This window comes from Desulfocicer niacini, assembly GCF_054657595.1.
In genome coordinates this window covers 1-12,783 of record NZ_BAAHYK010000001.1, presented here as the reverse complement: position 1 = coordinate 12,783, position 12,783 = coordinate 1, and the positions used below count along the sequence as shown (strand labels likewise).

The 12,783-nt window shown below is 46.3% G+C and carries 28 protein-coding genes; all 28 read right to left on the bottom strand.

Going from position 1 to position 12,783, the window contains the following annotated elements; translation table 11 throughout:
• Positions 1 to 10 precede the first annotated feature (10 nt).
• Positions 11 to 637, bottom strand: a complete 627-nt coding sequence (gene rpsD / locus ACYQ2M_RS00140) for a 30S ribosomal protein S4 (protein WP_459914273.1) — start codon at positions 635 to 637, stop codon at positions 11 to 13.
• 51 nt (positions 638 to 688) lie between these two features.
• On the bottom strand, positions 689 to 1,084 hold the full coding sequence (rpsK, locus tag ACYQ2M_RS00135; protein WP_459914272.1) for a 30S ribosomal protein S11: 396 nt from the start codon (positions 1,082 to 1,084) through the stop codon (positions 689 to 691).
• Positions 1,085 to 1,138: 54 nt separating this feature from the next.
• On the bottom strand, positions 1,139 to 1,507 hold the full coding sequence (rpsM, locus tag ACYQ2M_RS00130; protein ID WP_459914271.1) for a 30S ribosomal protein S13: 369 nt from the start codon (positions 1,505 to 1,507) through the stop codon (positions 1,139 to 1,141).
• A 13-nt stretch (positions 1,508 to 1,520) separates the two neighbouring features.
• The gene (gene rpmJ / locus ACYQ2M_RS00125) at positions 1,521 to 1,634 is read right to left on the bottom strand and encodes a 50S ribosomal protein L36 (RefSeq protein ID WP_459914270.1); all 114 of its coding nucleotides are present in this window, start codon (positions 1,632 to 1,634) and stop codon (positions 1,521 to 1,523) included.
• A gap of 47 nt (positions 1,635 to 1,681) precedes the next feature.
• On the bottom strand, positions 1,682 to 1,900 hold the full coding sequence (gene infA / locus ACYQ2M_RS00120; RefSeq protein WP_459914269.1) for a translation initiation factor IF-1: 219 nt from the start codon (positions 1,898 to 1,900) through the stop codon (positions 1,682 to 1,684).
• A 57-nt stretch (positions 1,901 to 1,957) separates the two neighbouring features.
• Positions 1,958 to 3,274 (bottom strand): preprotein translocase subunit SecY, encoded by a 1,317-nt coding sequence (gene secY / locus ACYQ2M_RS00115; RefSeq protein ID WP_459914268.1) that lies wholly within the window; start codon positions 3,272 to 3,274, stop codon positions 1,958 to 1,960.
• Between the two features lie 19 nt (positions 3,275 to 3,293).
• Positions 3,294 to 3,731, bottom strand: a complete 438-nt coding sequence (gene rplO / locus ACYQ2M_RS00110; RefSeq protein ID WP_459914267.1) for a 50S ribosomal protein L15 — start codon at positions 3,729 to 3,731, stop codon at positions 3,294 to 3,296.
• 1 nt (position 3,732) lies between these two features.
• Complete coding sequence (gene rpmD, locus ACYQ2M_RS00105) at positions 3,733 to 3,915, bottom strand: 50S ribosomal protein L30 (protein WP_459914266.1); 183 nt, start codon at positions 3,913 to 3,915, stop codon at positions 3,733 to 3,735.
• Positions 3,916 to 3,927: 12 nt separating this feature from the next.
• A complete protein-coding gene (rpsE, locus tag ACYQ2M_RS00100; RefSeq protein WP_459914265.1) occupies positions 3,928 to 4,422 on the bottom strand; it encodes a 30S ribosomal protein S5 in 495 nt (164 codons plus the stop codon).
• Between the two features lie 16 nt (positions 4,423 to 4,438).
• The gene (gene rplR / locus ACYQ2M_RS00095; RefSeq protein WP_459914264.1) at positions 4,439 to 4,807 is read right to left on the bottom strand and encodes a 50S ribosomal protein L18; all 369 of its coding nucleotides are present in this window, start codon (positions 4,805 to 4,807) and stop codon (positions 4,439 to 4,441) included.
• Between the two features lie 22 nt (positions 4,808 to 4,829).
• Positions 4,830 to 5,369: a 50S ribosomal protein L6 gene (gene rplF, locus ACYQ2M_RS00090; protein WP_459914263.1), complete on the bottom strand. Its 540-nt coding sequence runs from the start codon at positions 5,367 to 5,369 to the stop codon at positions 4,830 to 4,832.
• A gap of 14 nt (positions 5,370 to 5,383) precedes the next feature.
• Positions 5,384 to 5,782: a 30S ribosomal protein S8 gene (gene rpsH, locus ACYQ2M_RS00085; RefSeq protein ID WP_459914262.1), complete on the bottom strand. Its 399-nt coding sequence runs from the start codon at positions 5,780 to 5,782 to the stop codon at positions 5,384 to 5,386.
• A gap of 109 nt (positions 5,783 to 5,891) precedes the next feature.
• Positions 5,892 to 6,077 (bottom strand): type Z 30S ribosomal protein S14, encoded by a 186-nt coding sequence (locus tag ACYQ2M_RS00080; protein WP_459914261.1) that lies wholly within the window; start codon positions 6,075 to 6,077, stop codon positions 5,892 to 5,894.
• 93 nt (positions 6,078 to 6,170) lie between these two features.
• On the bottom strand, positions 6,171 to 6,704 hold the full coding sequence (rplE, locus tag ACYQ2M_RS00075) for a 50S ribosomal protein L5 (RefSeq protein ID WP_459914260.1): 534 nt from the start codon (positions 6,702 to 6,704) through the stop codon (positions 6,171 to 6,173).
• A 25-nt stretch (positions 6,705 to 6,729) separates the two neighbouring features.
• A complete protein-coding gene (gene rplX / locus ACYQ2M_RS00070) occupies positions 6,730 to 7,059 on the bottom strand; it encodes a 50S ribosomal protein L24 (protein WP_459914259.1) in 330 nt (109 codons plus the stop codon).
• Between the two features lie 26 nt (positions 7,060 to 7,085).
• Positions 7,086 to 7,454 carry a 50S ribosomal protein L14 gene (rplN, locus tag ACYQ2M_RS00065; RefSeq protein WP_459914258.1) on the bottom strand — a complete coding sequence of 123 codons (369 nt, stop codon included), beginning with the start codon at positions 7,452 to 7,454 and terminating at the stop codon, positions 7,086 to 7,088.
• Between the two features lie 18 nt (positions 7,455 to 7,472).
• Complete coding sequence (rpsQ, locus tag ACYQ2M_RS00060; protein ID WP_459914257.1) at positions 7,473 to 7,730, bottom strand: 30S ribosomal protein S17; 258 nt, start codon at positions 7,728 to 7,730, stop codon at positions 7,473 to 7,475.
• Between the two features lie 20 nt (positions 7,731 to 7,750).
• Complete coding sequence (rpmC, locus tag ACYQ2M_RS00055) at positions 7,751 to 7,948, bottom strand: 50S ribosomal protein L29 (protein WP_459914256.1); 198 nt, start codon at positions 7,946 to 7,948, stop codon at positions 7,751 to 7,753.
• Between the two features lie 3 nt (positions 7,949 to 7,951).
• Positions 7,952 to 8,359 (bottom strand): 50S ribosomal protein L16, encoded by a 408-nt coding sequence (gene rplP, locus ACYQ2M_RS00050; RefSeq protein WP_459914255.1) that lies wholly within the window; start codon positions 8,357 to 8,359, stop codon positions 7,952 to 7,954.
• A gap of 27 nt (positions 8,360 to 8,386) precedes the next feature.
• Complete coding sequence (rpsC, locus tag ACYQ2M_RS00045; RefSeq protein WP_459914254.1) at positions 8,387 to 9,034, bottom strand: 30S ribosomal protein S3; 648 nt, start codon at positions 9,032 to 9,034, stop codon at positions 8,387 to 8,389.
• A 16-nt stretch (positions 9,035 to 9,050) separates the two neighbouring features.
• The gene (rplV, locus tag ACYQ2M_RS00040) at positions 9,051 to 9,386 is read right to left on the bottom strand and encodes a 50S ribosomal protein L22 (protein ID WP_459914253.1); all 336 of its coding nucleotides are present in this window, start codon (positions 9,384 to 9,386) and stop codon (positions 9,051 to 9,053) included.
• Positions 9,387 to 9,422: 36 nt separating this feature from the next.
• Positions 9,423 to 9,707, bottom strand: a complete 285-nt coding sequence (rpsS, locus tag ACYQ2M_RS00035) for a 30S ribosomal protein S19 (protein ID WP_459914252.1) — start codon at positions 9,705 to 9,707, stop codon at positions 9,423 to 9,425.
• A 14-nt stretch (positions 9,708 to 9,721) separates the two neighbouring features.
• Entirely contained in the window at positions 9,722 to 10,552 is an 831-nt protein-coding gene (gene rplB, locus ACYQ2M_RS00030) for a 50S ribosomal protein L2 (protein WP_459914251.1), read from the bottom strand.
• 12 nt (positions 10,553 to 10,564) lie between these two features.
• Positions 10,565 to 10,852 (bottom strand): 50S ribosomal protein L23, encoded by a 288-nt coding sequence (gene rplW / locus ACYQ2M_RS00025; protein WP_459914432.1) that lies wholly within the window; start codon positions 10,850 to 10,852, stop codon positions 10,565 to 10,567.
• Between the two features lie 2 nt (positions 10,853 to 10,854).
• Complete coding sequence (gene rplD, locus ACYQ2M_RS00020; protein WP_459914250.1) at positions 10,855 to 11,475, bottom strand: 50S ribosomal protein L4; 621 nt, start codon at positions 11,473 to 11,475, stop codon at positions 10,855 to 10,857.
• 90 nt (positions 11,476 to 11,565) lie between these two features.
• On the bottom strand, positions 11,566 to 12,192 hold the full coding sequence (gene rplC, locus ACYQ2M_RS00015) for a 50S ribosomal protein L3 (protein ID WP_459914249.1): 627 nt from the start codon (positions 12,190 to 12,192) through the stop codon (positions 11,566 to 11,568).
• Between the two features lie 119 nt (positions 12,193 to 12,311).
• Positions 12,312 to 12,620 (bottom strand): 30S ribosomal protein S10, encoded by a 309-nt coding sequence (rpsJ, locus tag ACYQ2M_RS00010; RefSeq protein ID WP_084066393.1) that lies wholly within the window; start codon positions 12,618 to 12,620, stop codon positions 12,312 to 12,314.
• 21 nt (positions 12,621 to 12,641) lie between these two features.
• Positions 12,642 to 12,783 (bottom strand): EF-Tu C-terminal domain-related protein (locus ACYQ2M_RS00005; RefSeq protein ID WP_459914431.1); only part of this gene is annotated, 142 nt, incomplete at its 5' end.

The window sequence follows — 12,783 nt, the reverse complement described above, 5'->3', positions numbered from 1 at the left end:
TGCAGCTCACTTATTTAGAGTAGAGCTCTACTATCAGCTGTTCCTGTATGGGCAAGGTGACATCTTCACGGGCGGGCAGACTCTTGATCACACCTTTAAAACCGTCCTTATCAAGTTCAAGCCACTGGGGAACACCACGTCGAACAATGGTTTCAAGGGATTCACTGATGGCGGTCACAGTGCGGCTCTTTTCCTTGAGTTCAATTACATCTCCGGCCTTCATGATGTATGAGGGGATGTTAACCTTCTTACCATTTACCGTAAAATGGTTATGGCGCACAAAATGACGACCCTGGGTTCTTGAGCTGGTAAAACCAAGTCTGAAAACCACATTGTCTAGACGTCGTTCCAGCATGCCCAGAAGATTGGCACCGGTGATTCCCTTTTGACGATCTGCCTTGCTGAAAATCAGCCTGAACTGTTTTTCAGAAACACCATAAATTCTTCTGACCTTCTGTTTTTCCCGGAGCTGAATACCATAATCAGAAAACTTGGATCTTCTCTGGCCATGCTGCCCTGGGGGGTATGACCTTCTGTCAAAACTGCATTTATCTGAATAGCAGCGATCGCCCTTCAGAAAAAGTTTCATATTTTCGCGTCTGCACTGACGGCAGACAGAACCTCGATAACGTGACAACGCTCTCCTCCTTTATCTAAAACAAGACGTTTGAATGGACACAGTGTTTTATTAAACCCTTCTTCTCTTGGGCGGGCGGCACCCATTGTGGGGTACCGGGGTAACGTCCTTGATCATGGAGATATTAAATCCAATGGCATGAAGGGCACGAAGCGCAGATTCCCGCCCGGCACCAGGTCCTTTCACAAACACACTGACATTTTTCATACCATGTTCCATGGCCTTGGCACCGGCATCCTCAGCAGCGAGCTTGGAAGCAAACGGGGTGCTCTTTCTGGAGCCTTTGAACCCCTGAATACCGGAACTGGACCAAGAAATTGTATTCCCAGTCTCATCAGTAATGGTAACAATGGTATTGTTAAACGTTGATTGAATGTGAACAACGCCTGTTGATATATTTTTTTTAACTTTTTTCTTGGTAACGCTTTTTTTAGTCTTTTTCGCCATAACTTAGCAAAGCCTCCTGATGGTCATCCGCAAAACGAGCTTATCGCGGGCAACTTACTTTTTCTTTTTAACTGCCGCTCTCTTGGGCCCTTTTCGGGTTCTCGCATTGGTGCTGGTCCGCTGGCCATGACAGGGAAGAGATTTCCGATGACGCAGTCCACGGTAGCAGCCAAGATCCATCAGCCGTTTAATATTCATTGAGGTTTCAGTTCGAAGCTCACCCTCAACTTTAAATTTACTGTCAATGACCTTTCTGATCTCATTGGCCTGATCTTCGGTGAGATCATCGGATTTAACTGTGGGCTCAATGCCGACTTCAGAAAGGATTTCCTGGGATCTGCTTCTGCCAATACCATAGATATAGGTGAGAGCGATCTCAATGTGCTTATTTCTGGGTAAATCTACCCCTGCAATTCTTGCCACGCCTTATGCCCCCCTATCCCTGCCGTTGATTATGACGTTTATTAATGCAAATTACCCGGATAACTCCGTTCCTGCGGATAATCTTACAATCCTTACAAATTTTCTTTACAGATGCTCTGACTTTCATCTTGAGTATACTCCTCGCATCAACTGGAACGTCCTTCCAGCGATGTGCTATTTATATCGATACGTAATCCGTCCCCGGCTCAAATCATAAGGTGACAGTTCTACGGTTACCTTGTCTCCGGGTAGGATTTTAATGAAATGCATTCTCATTTTGCCGGATATATGTGCCAGCAGCTGGTGCTTATTTTCAAGCTCTACCTTGAACATGGCGTTGGGTAATGTTTCAAGCACCGTTCCTTCTACTTTGATGGGTTCTTCCTTTGCCATACTCCACCTCTCGTTCAATTTTCCGTCTGTGATTGTGATGCCGGTTTCTTAGGTTTCTTACCGTCTCGATTTCACGCTGCCACCAGATTTACCCAGAAAACCATCATAATTTCGGGTGATCAGGTGAGATTCAATCTGCGCAATCGTGTCAATGGAAACTCCGACAACTATCAGCAGTGCAGTGCCGCCGAAGTAAAAGGGCACATTGAATTTTGTCATCAGCATGGTGGGCAGAACACACACGGCAGATACGTAAACAGCTCCGCCAAGTGTAATTCGTGTCAGCACTTTATCAATATATTCAGCGGTCTTTTTACCTGGTCGAATACCGGGAATATAGCCACCGTTTTTTTTCATATTGTCTGCAACATTATCAGGGTTAAAGGTCACCGCTGTATAGAAAAAGCAGAAGAAAATGATGAAGCCCACGTAGATCAGATTATAAATGATGGTTCCAGGACTCATGGCTGCTGCCACCGTCTGCATGACGGGCAGATCAATGAAGTTGGCCAATGTCGCCGGAAACATGATAATGGAAGATGCAAAAATGGGCGGAATAACCCCTGCTGTGTTGATCTTCAAAGGAAGATGCGAGGTCTGGCCGCCATACATTTTCCGCCCCACCACCCGTTTGGCGTACTGTACGGGAATCCTGCGCTGGGATTGCTCCATAAAAATAATAAACCCGATAACAGCCACCATGAGAAGGATCAGTATAATAATGGCAAAAATTCCCATCTCACCGGTGGAAACCAGCCGAAGGGTATTCCCCATGGCCGTGGGCATCCGTGCAACAATGCCTGCAAAAATGATGAGTGAAATACCATTACCGATGCCTCGCTCGGTGATCTGCTCACCCAGCCACATGATAAATGCCGTACCCGCTGTCAAGGTCAGAACCGTCATGCATCGAAACCCCCAGCCGGGATACATCACAATAGGTGCTCCGGCGGGGGATGTCATGCTTTCAAGGCCCACTGCAATACCGAATCCCTGGATCAGGCTCAATCCAACGGTACCATAACGGGTATACTGGGTAATTTTCTTTCGCCCCTGCTCGCCTTCCTTGGAAAGCTGTTCAAGATGGGGAATGACAACTGTCATCAGCTGAAGAATAATTGAGGAACTGATGTAAGGCATAATTCCCAGGGCAAACACCGAGAGACGATCCAGAGCACCGCCTGAAAACATATTAAACATTGCAAACAGGGTACCCCTGGCATTGTCAAAAAATGAGGCCAGGGCAGCAGTATCAATCCCGGGTGTGGGTACATGAACCCCTACCCTGTAAACAAAAAGCAATGCAAATGTAATCAGAAGCTTTCTTTTCAGGTCTGGAAGCTTGAGTATATTCTGATATCCGCTCTCAATCATTTAACAACCTCAGATAGAATTACAGTTCAATGTTTCCGCCAGCGGCTTCAATTTTTTCCCGAGCGGACTGACTTACCAGACATCCTTTGAAAGAAAAAGCTTTGCTGAGCTCACCATTTCCAAGGATTTTAATTCCGTCCATTTTTCCCTTGACAAGGCCCCGGGCTTTAAGCGCATCGGCATCAATGGTGATGCCCGCATCAAAAACATCAAGATCTTCAATGTTCAAAACAGCTATTTTCTTTTTGAAAATACTGGTGAAACCTCTTTTGGGTAGACGTCGATGCAAGGGCATCTGACCACCTTCAAACCCGGGACGAACACCGCCACCTGATCGTGCGTTATGGCCCTTATGACCCCGGGTGGAAGTTTTTCCCATACCGGAACCGGGTCCACGCCCCACTCTTTTTCTGCTCTTTCGGCTCCCTTCAGCAGGGGACAATTCATGCAGTTTCACTTTACACCTCCTCTACCCTGACCAGATGTGGAACCTTCTTAGCCATACCCAGAATCGCCGGGTTATTTTTATGTTCAACGGTCATATGCATCTTTCTCAGACCCAGAGCACGAAGAATTCTACGTTGCTTTTCAGGACGTCCGATGATGCTTCTGATCTGTGTGATTTTCACTTTACCTGACATGTCAAGTCTCTCCTATATCTCTTCCGGTCGAAGGCCCCTTCTTCTGGCAACCTCTTCTCTGGTTTCAAGTGACTTCAGTCCGGCCATGGTCGCTCTGACCACATTGTGAGAATTATTGCTGCCGATGCATTTGGTCAAAATATCTGTGACTCCCACGGCCTCAAGCACCGCACGTACCGCACCACCTGCAATAACTCCGGTACCGGGAGAAGCCGGTTTCAGGAGGACACGACCGGAACCGGCACAACCCACCACTTCACAGGGCACTGTACCATCCAGTAGTGACACCTTTGTCATGGAACGTTTGGCCTTTTCAACACCCTTTCGGATGGCTTCGGGTACTTCACCGGCCTTTCCAAGGCCATACCCCACACTGCCTTCACCGTCACCCACGACGCACAGGGCGCTGAAGCTGAAATTTCTACCACCCTTCACAACTTTTGCCACCCGGTTGATCCGAACGACCTTATCTATCAACTGATTTTCATCTGTCTGTTTGCTGCCCAAGGAACTCCCTCCTTAATTAGAAATTCAACCCGGCTTCCCGGGCTCCGTCTGAAACAGACTTAACACGTCCGTGATATAGAAAGCCGTTTCTGTCGAAGGTGACTTTAGTAATCCCCTTGTCCAGTGCCCGTTGACCCACCAGTTTTCCGACGGCGGCGGCGCCTTCTTTGCCGCTGCCCTTAATACCGGTGGCCTTGAATTGGGCATCAAGACTGGATGCTGACACAATGGTATGCCCTTTGATATCATCAATCACCTGGGCGTAAATATGGCCAGCACTCCTGAAAACGCTAAGTCTGGGGCGTTCCGGTGTACCATTTATATTTTTTCTTATTCTTCGCTTTCTCTTAAGCCTTGAGATTCGCTTTGTAGTTCGATTCGCCATTGTATTCTATTCCTGCCTATGATTATTTGGATGCAGCTTTACCGGCTTTTCTCATAATTCTTTCATCGGAATACATGATGCCCTTCCCTTTGTATGGCTCAGGGGGGCGGACTTTTCTGATCCGGGCTGCAGTCTCTCCAAGAACCTCCTTGTCAATGCAGGACAAGGTGATCTGAGTATTTTTATCCACCTTTGCGGTAACGCCGTCAGGAAGGACAAAGTCAACGGGATTGGAATAACCCACATTCAATACCAGCTGATTTCCCTTTGTTTCGGCACGATAGCCAATTCCGCTGAGCAAAAGCGTTTTTTCATAACCCTTGGTTACACCTTCAACCATATTATAAATCAATGATCGGTATAAACCCTGAAGGGCCATGGTTTTACGGTCTTCATTAACAGGTGAGACCAGAAGCGTATTTTCTTCAATTTTGATTGTAACTGCCGGATGCAGACTACGCTGAAGTGTTCCAAGAGCCCCTTTAACAGCGATGGAATCATCAGTGAGCGCAATTTCCACTTTTTCAGGAATCTGGACCGGCTTTTTACCAATTCGAGACATGTATCCCTCCAGTTTTACCAGATATTACAGAGGACTTCGCCGCCCACATTTTCTTTTTTTGCCTGCTTATCCGTCATCAACCCTTTTGACGTGGATAAAATCGAAATACCAAGACCGTTTAATACCGGCTTTACTTCTTTGGACTTTGTGTAAACCCTGCGACCGGGTTTACTGACACGCTCAAGTCCATATATTGCAGATTTCTTTTCACCTGCATACTTAAGATAAACACGAAGCACACCTTGTTTTTCATCTTCAAGGAATTTGTAATTCTTGATGTACCCCTGCTCTTTCAGCACCCGCGCCAATTCCACTTTCAATTTAGACCCGGGGATATCCACTTTTGCGAACTCTGCCTTAGCACCATTTCTGATTCTTGTAAGCATGTCCGCTATGGGATCACTCATTGCCATAATAATCTCCTGAAACTGCTTTTCCACCTGGAAGGCAGAAAAGAACTATACAATATCGGTTATCTGAGGTTGACATAACCGCCCGGTTTTTTCCGGACTGTCGAAACCATTACCAACTTGATTTTGTTACACCCGGCAATTTTCCGGCAGATGCAAGATCCCTGAAACAGATCCTGCAGATTCCTGCTTTACGGATAAAGCCCCTGGGCCGGCCACAAATGGTGCAACGATTGTACGCTCGCACTTTAAATTTCGGCGTTCTATTCGCCTTTGCGATAAGCGACTTCTTTGCCAACTTTACCTCCTGAAAGGATAAACGACACAAGACACTGATTTTCTCACCAGTGCCAAGGGAGTTTCATATCCATTTTCAAACTACGATTAACAATCAGTTTTTAAAGGGCATTCCAAAAAGCGTAAGCAGTTCTTTACCCTCTTTATCGGTTTTTGCGGTCGTAACTATGGAGACATTAAGACCTTTAATACTGTCGGTCTGATCATAGTCAATTTCAGGAAAAATGATATGCTCTTTAATGCCAAGGCTATAATTACCTCTACCATCAAAGGCTTTTCCGGAAATACCACGAAAGTCACGAACACGGGGAAGCGTAATGTTCACCAATTTTTCCAGAAAATCATACATTTTTTCCCTGCGCAGGGTAACCATGCATCCAATGGGCATGCCTTCTCTGAGCTTGAACGCTGCAATGGATTTCTTTGCCTTGGTGATAACGGGTTTCTGGCCGGCAATCAGGGTGAGATCAGCAGCGGCAGAATCCAGCAGTTTCACATTTTTAATGGCTTCTCCCAATCCGATATTCAGCACGATCTTCTCCAGGCCGGGCACCTGCATTCTGTTCTGATAGCCAAAGGTCTTTGTAAGCGCCGGGACTATCTCTTTTTCATATTTCTCTTTAAGCATTGAAAATTAGCTCCTCAGCCCAATCCTAAGCATCGATCTGTTCATTGCATTTTTTGCAGAATCTGACCTTTTTCCCATCTTCAAGTACTCTCACACCCACCCGAACCGGCTTAACACATCGGTTACACATAAGCATAAGATTTGAGTAATCCACCGGCATTGCCTTTTCAACAATGCCGCCCTGGGGATTTGCCTGGGTGGGTCGCTGATGGATCTTTGCCACATTAATATTTTCAACAATGGCTCTGTTTTTCTTTTTAAGAACCTTCAGAACCTTGCCGATCTTGCCTTTGTCCTTACCGGCAATTATTTTAACCTTATCATCGGTTTTAATTCTTGTTTTAATCTTTTCCATGGGAATCCTCTCCAATTACCGAACCGCTACAGCACCTCGGGTGCAAGGGATATTATCTTCATAAACCGTTTGGCCCGGAGCTCCCTTGCGACGGGGCCGAAAATACGGGTGCCAACAGGTTCATTGGAAGGATTGATAATAACAGCTGAATTATCATCAAATCTGATCATCGATCCATCGGGCCGTGAAACTTCTTTCTTGGTCCGTACGATGACCGCCTTGACAATATCACCTTTTTTGACCTTGGCATTGGGGATAGCTTCTTTAACGGATACCACAATGATATCCCCGATACCGGCATACCTTCTTTTTGATCCACCAAGGACTTTGATACAATACAGTTCCTTGGCGCCGGAGTTGTCTGCCACAGTCAATCTCGTCTCTGTCTGAATCATTTTTCAACTCCTTATTAATCAAACTGCCCGTTTGACAATCTCACTGACGCGAAATTTCTTGGTTTTGCTAAGGGGTCTTGATTCAGTGATCTTAACAACATCCCCGGGACGACACAGGTTATTTTCGTCGTGGGCAGCATATTTTTTATATCTTTTAATATATTTTTTATAAATCTTGTGCTGCACCAGTCTTTCAACCTGTACAACCACTGATTTATCCATCTTGTCAGATACTATGGTACCTAAAAGTACTCTTTTTCTTCCTCTTTCATTCATGGCATCAACTTTAGTTTGTATTAGCTAATGTTTAAATTCTTCTCACGGGAAATGGTTTTCAGACGGGCAATATCCCGCCGAATCCCGGGAAGAATGGCTGTATTCTCAAGCTGACCTACACCATGCTGAAAGCGAAGATTAAAAAACTCTTTTTTCAGCTCAGTCAGTTTTGTCTCTATTTCCTCGGCGCTCATGGCTCGAATTTCAGTAACTTTCATGGGTTAACTCCTCTCCACAAAGCGCGTTTTAATGGATAATTTTCTGGCAGCCAGTCGAAGGGCTTCCATTGCAAGCTCCCTTGGAACGCCTTCCATCTCATAGAGAATCCGGCCCGGTCGAATGGCGGCAACCCATGCATCTGTGGGGCCTTTACCCTTACCCATTCTGACTTCTGCTGGTTTCTTGGTGATGGGCTTATCCGGGAAAAAACGAATCCAGGTTTTACCGGTTCTTTTAATCTTTCGGGTCATGGCAATACGAGCGGCTTCAATCTGACGAGCATTTACATACCCGCATTCGATGGCCTGCAGGCCGAAATCACCGAAATTTAGCTCAGTGCCGCCGGTGGGCTTTCCTTTGAGTCTTCCGCGCATCCGCTTGCGATACTTGACTTTTTTGGGACTCAGCATATTTATATCTCCTAAACAACCTCTGAATTAAGCTGTAATGTTCTGATCGGTATTGAGCACTTCACCCTTGAAGATGAATACTTTAATGCCGATGGTACCGTAGGTGGTCTGGGCTTCAATGAAGCCGTAATCAACATCAGCTCTCAAGGTATGAAGCGGAATTCGGCCTTCCTTGTACCATTCCGTCCTTGCCATTTCCGCCCCACCGAGTCTACCGGAACAAATAATTTTAATTCCCTGGGCACCGAAACGCATGGCCGAAGAAACGCTTCTTTTCATAGCTCTTCGAAAGGCAATTCGTCGCTCAAGCTGGGAAGAAATATTTTCTGCAACCAGTTGGGCATCAATTTCAGGCCTTCGGACCTCTTTGATGTCTATCAGGACTTCGGGAGTCAGCATCTTTTCCAGCTCTTTTTTCAAAAGTGCAATTTCAGATCCTTTTTTCCCGATGATAATCCCTGGCCTTGCAGCAAAGACACGAAGTCTTAAACGTTTGGAAAACCGTTCAATTTCTATCTTCGAGATACCGGCATGGTAAAGTTTCTTTTTAAGAAACTTCCGAACTTTATAGTCTTCATAAACAAAATCAGCATACTCCTTATCGGCATACCACCGGGAGTCCCATGTTTTGATAATACCTAATCTTAATCCGATTGGATTTACTTTTTGGCCCAATCCGCACCCTCCTTATTTAGACCGTTTCCGCGACTGTTACTGTGATGTGGCTGGACCGTTTAAGAATCCTGGCACCTCTGCCCCTGGCCCGTGCCCGAAATCGCTTCAGGGTCGGACCCTGGTCAACAACAATGTTCTTAACGATAAGATCATCCACATCAAGATTATTGTTATGCTCAGCGTTGGCCACAGCCGAACTCAGGGTTTTGGATATAATACCGGCAGCTTTAAGGGGCATGAACTTGAGGATGTTTAATGCATCCTCCACAGGTTTGCCTTTTAAAGCCTCAACAGGAGCACGCAGTTTCAACGGTGATATTCGTACGTATTTAGTGACTGCTTTAACTTCCATTTCAGTTTCCTCTTACTTGTTAACCCCCAAAAGGAGTTATCGCTTCATTTTGGACTTTTTATCACCTGCGTGACCGTAAAATGTTCTTGTGGGAGAAAACTCGCCAAGCTTATGTCCAACCATGTTCTCCGTAACAAATACCGGCACGAATTTCTTACCATTATGAACTGCAAAAGTGACTCCCACCATCTCGGGAAAAATAGTTGATCTCCTGGACCAGGTTTTGATCACTCTGTTGCTCTTTTTATCTTCCTGAGCAGCAACAACCTTTCTTATCAGTTCCGGGGCTATATAAGGGCCCTTTTTTAACGACCTTGGCATATCAGATCACCTATCTATTTGCGTTTAGCTCTTCTTTTCACGATGTACTGGTCAGTACGCTTGTTTGTCCGGGTTCGATACCCTTTGGTCGGAACACCCCATGGTGTACATGGATGACGACCACCAGATGATCTACCCTCACCACCACCCATGGGATGATCCACGGGATTCATGGCAACACCCCTTACAGAAGGTCTGCGACCCAGCCACCTTGAGCGGCCAGCCTTGCCAAGCTTTACATCGTCGTGCTTTTCATTACCAACCCTTCCAATGGTGGCCTTACATTTAATATGCACCATGCGCACTTCACCGGAGGGCAGAAGAACCTGGGCATAGGTTCCCTCTTTTGCCATGAGTCTTGCAAAGGTGCCGGCACTTCTTACAATCTGCCCGCCCTTCTGCTGCTTTAACTCTACATTATGAATCCGGGTTCCAAGGGGGATGTTTTCCAGGGGCAGACAATTGCCCGGTTTGATATCCGCATCCGGACCGGTTTCAATTACATCACCCACCTGGAGATCCTTGGGAGCAAGGATATAGCGTTTCTCGCCATCCACATAAAACAGAAGAGCAATACGTGCACTTCTGTTGGGATCGTATTCAATGGCGGAAACCTTTGCTGGAATCCCGTCTTTATCTCTTTTAAAATCAATGATTCTGTACTGTTTTTTTGCTCCACCACCCTTGTGACGACTGGTAATTCGGCCATGCACATTTCGACCGGCTGTCTTCTTAATTTTTTTCAGCAGGCTCTTTTCGGGCTTTACCTTGGTAATCTCTTCAAAGGTAAAGTATTCCTGGGCCCGTCTGCCGGGTGATGTCGGCTTTGTCTTCTTTATTGACATGTGGTTACCTCTTTATACACCTTCAAAAAAATCAATTCTCTGCCCGGGCATCAGCCGCACAATGGCCTTTTTCCAATCCCGTCGTTTACCAAGAATTCGGCCTCGACGTTTTATCTTGCCCTTCATCTGGATGGTTCTGACGGATTGAACTTTGGTGTTAAATATCCGCTCCACTGCATCCTTGATTTCCATCCGATTGGCCTGACGGTCCACCTCAAAGGAGACCTGATTGAAAAGCTCTTTTTGCAGAGTGGTTTTTTCAGTATTCAAAGGTCGTCGAATTATATCATAATCTTTTATCATCACCCGAGCCTCCCTTCAATCCCCTGAATGGATGATTCCACCAGCAGCAGAGAATCATATTTCAGGATATCATAGACATTGAGTCCCTCGGTCTTAATTACCTTCATCCCAGGCACATTGCGTGAAGACAGAAACAGATTTCTGTCGTCATCCGAGGTAACCACTAGAACTTTTTTAAGCCCCAGTGCCCGGGTAACGTCCACAAACGCCTTTGTCTTGATCTCTTGAAGATCAAAATTATCAATTACCCTCAAGGAATCCGTGGCAAGTTTACTGCTTAATGCCATTTTAAGGGCCAGTGCGCGCACTTTTTTGGGTAGCTTATAGGCATAGGATCTCTGCATGGGTCCGAAGATCACGCCCCCCCCCCTACGCAGGGGTGATTTCACACTTCCGGAACGCGCATTACCAGTGCCCTTCTGCCGGTACAATTTCTTGGTACTTCCTGCAATATCAGAACGCCCCTTCACAGAAGCAGTTCCGCATCTTTTACTTGCAAGCTGCATTTTAACCACATCATGCAGTACACTTTTTTTAACAGGTATGCTGAATATCGTATCAGGGAGTTGTGTCTCTGAGACCTTCTCACCTGACCTGTTCAAAACATCTACAGCAGCCATATATGTCCTCATTTATGTTCCGACTGTGCATCACTGCGAAGGTCATTGCAATACCCACAGTCGCGGTAAAAACTACGTATACAATCCCAACTACTTTGCCACCTTTACGATCTCAAGGATGCCGGTTTTTGCTCCCGGAACAGGCCCTTTGACCAGCAAAAGGTTCTCTTCTGGCCTGACATCGACCACCACGAGATTTTTAACGGTTTTGCGATCCACACCCATGTGCCCTGGCATTTTCTTGCCTTTGGTAATACGTGCGGGCCAAGCAGAACACCCCACCGAACCGGGTTTTCGATGGTTTCTGCAACCATGGGTTTCCGGGCCGCGGCTAAAGCCATGCCGTTTAATGGTTCCCTGAAAACCTCTACCCTTGGATGTACCGGAAACGTTCACTTTGTCTCCGACTGCCAGGAGATCCAATCCCAGAACCTGACCCAGCTCATATTTTTCCGGGGCACCCACTTTAAATTCGCACAGGTTTACAAATCCGGTGTCTCCACTCTTGGCAAAATGCCCTGCAGCAGGCTTTGTGCACCGCTTCAGGTCTTTGGTCCCAAATCCAACCTGAACCGCATTATAGCCATCAACATTCTGGGTTTTCACCTGGGTAATCACGCAGGGGCCCACCTCAAGTACCGTCACCGGCACAAGGGTTCCATCGGCGGCGAAGACACTGGTCATCCCCACCTTCTTCCCTAAAATTCCATTACACATAATATTGTTCCTATTCTATGTTTTCAGGCATCCAAAAAATAAAAGACACCTGATCTTATAGCCTCATTGTTTCCGGCAACCCCGGATGCAAATGGTGCCGGAAAAGAAATCGTTTCAGATCAAAGCTTAATTTCCACAGCGACACCGGGGGACAGATCCAGCTTCATCAAGGCATCCACTGTCTGCTGTGTGGGCTCCAGGATGTCCATCAGTCGCTTGTGTGTCCGGATCTCAAACTGCTCCCGGGATTTCTTATTGACATGGGGTGAACGCAACACGCAAAACTTATTTATCCGGGTGGGAAGGGGGATGGGACCAACCACCTTTGCACCGGTTTTTCTTGCTGTATCCACAATGTCAAGGGATGAACGATCAAGCAGCTTATGGTCATAAGCCTTGAGCCTGATCCTTATTTTTGTTTTTATCATAATGATTCAATCTTCCCTTGATTATTCAATGATTTCGCCGATAACACCGGCACCAACCGTACGCCCACCTTCCCTGATGGCAAACCGAAGCTCTTTTTCCATGGCAATGGGGGCAATGAGTTCCGCTGAAATACTTGCGTTATCTCCGGGCATGATCATCTCG

What these genes read in the sequence shown, in the direction of transcription:
- rpsH (WP_459914262.1), bottom strand. Translation starts at nt 5,782, where the DNA reads ATGGCAATGAGTGATCCCATAGCGGACATGCTTACAAGAATCAGAAAT.
- rpsS (WP_459914252.1), bottom strand. Translation starts at nt 9,707, where the DNA reads ATGCCAAGGTCGTTAAAAAAGGGCCCTTATATAGCCCCGGAACTGATA.
- secY (WP_459914268.1), bottom strand. Translation starts at nt 3,274, where the DNA reads ATGATTGAGAGCGGATATCAGAATATACTCAAGCTTCCAGACCTGAAA.
- rpsJ (WP_084066393.1), bottom strand. Translation starts at nt 12,620, where the DNA reads ATGATAAAAACAAAAATAAGGATCAGGCTCAAGGCTTATGACCATAAG.
- rplN (WP_459914258.1), bottom strand. Translation starts at nt 7,454, where the DNA reads ATGATTCAGACAGAGACGAGATTGACTGTGGCAGACAACTCCGGCGCC.
- rpmC (WP_459914256.1), bottom strand. Translation starts at nt 7,948, where the DNA reads ATGAAAGTTACTGAAATTCGAGCCATGAGCGCCGAGGAAATAGAGACA.
- rplV (WP_459914253.1), bottom strand. Translation starts at nt 9,386, where the DNA reads ATGGAAGTTAAAGCAGTCACTAAATACGTACGAATATCACCGTTGAAA.
- rpmD (WP_459914266.1), bottom strand. Translation starts at nt 3,915, where the DNA reads ATGTCAGGTAAAGTGAAAATCACACAGATCAGAAGCATCATCGGACGT.
- rplF (WP_459914263.1), bottom strand. Translation starts at nt 5,369, where the DNA reads ATGTCTCGAATTGGTAAAAAGCCGGTCCAGATTCCTGAAAAAGTGGAA.
- rpsK (WP_459914272.1), bottom strand. Translation starts at nt 1,084, where the DNA reads ATGGCGAAAAAGACTAAAAAAAGCGTTACCAAGAAAAAAGTTAAAAAA.
- rplD (WP_459914250.1), bottom strand. Translation starts at nt 11,475, where the DNA reads ATGGCTGCTGTAGATGTTTTGAACAGGTCAGGTGAGAAGGTCTCAGAG.
- rpsQ (WP_459914257.1), bottom strand. Translation starts at nt 7,730, where the DNA reads ATGAATGAAAGAGGAAGAAAAAGAGTACTTTTAGGTACCATAGTATCT.
- rpmJ (WP_459914270.1), bottom strand. Translation starts at nt 1,634, where the DNA reads ATGAAAGTCAGAGCATCTGTAAAGAAAATTTGTAAGGATTGTAAGATT.
- rplE (WP_459914260.1), bottom strand. Translation starts at nt 6,704, where the DNA reads ATGCTTAAAGAGAAATATGAAAAAGAGATAGTCCCGGCGCTTACAAAG.
- rplX (WP_459914259.1), bottom strand. Translation starts at nt 7,059, where the DNA reads ATGGAAAAGATTAAAACAAGAATTAAAACCGATGATAAGGTTAAAATA.
- rplR (WP_459914264.1), bottom strand. Translation starts at nt 4,807, where the DNA reads ATGGCGAATCGAACTACAAAGCGAATCTCAAGGCTTAAGAGAAAGCGA.
- rplC (WP_459914249.1), bottom strand. Translation starts at nt 12,192, where the DNA reads ATGTGTAATGGAATTTTAGGGAAGAAGGTGGGGATGACCAGTGTCTTC.
- rplP (WP_459914255.1), bottom strand. Translation starts at nt 8,359, where the DNA reads ATGCTGAGTCCCAAAAAAGTCAAGTATCGCAAGCGGATGCGCGGAAGA.
- infA (WP_459914269.1), bottom strand. Translation starts at nt 1,900, where the DNA reads ATGGCAAAGGAAGAACCCATCAAAGTAGAAGGAACGGTGCTTGAAACA.
- rplB (WP_459914251.1), bottom strand. Translation starts at nt 10,552, where the DNA reads ATGTCAATAAAGAAGACAAAGCCGACATCACCCGGCAGACGGGCCCAG.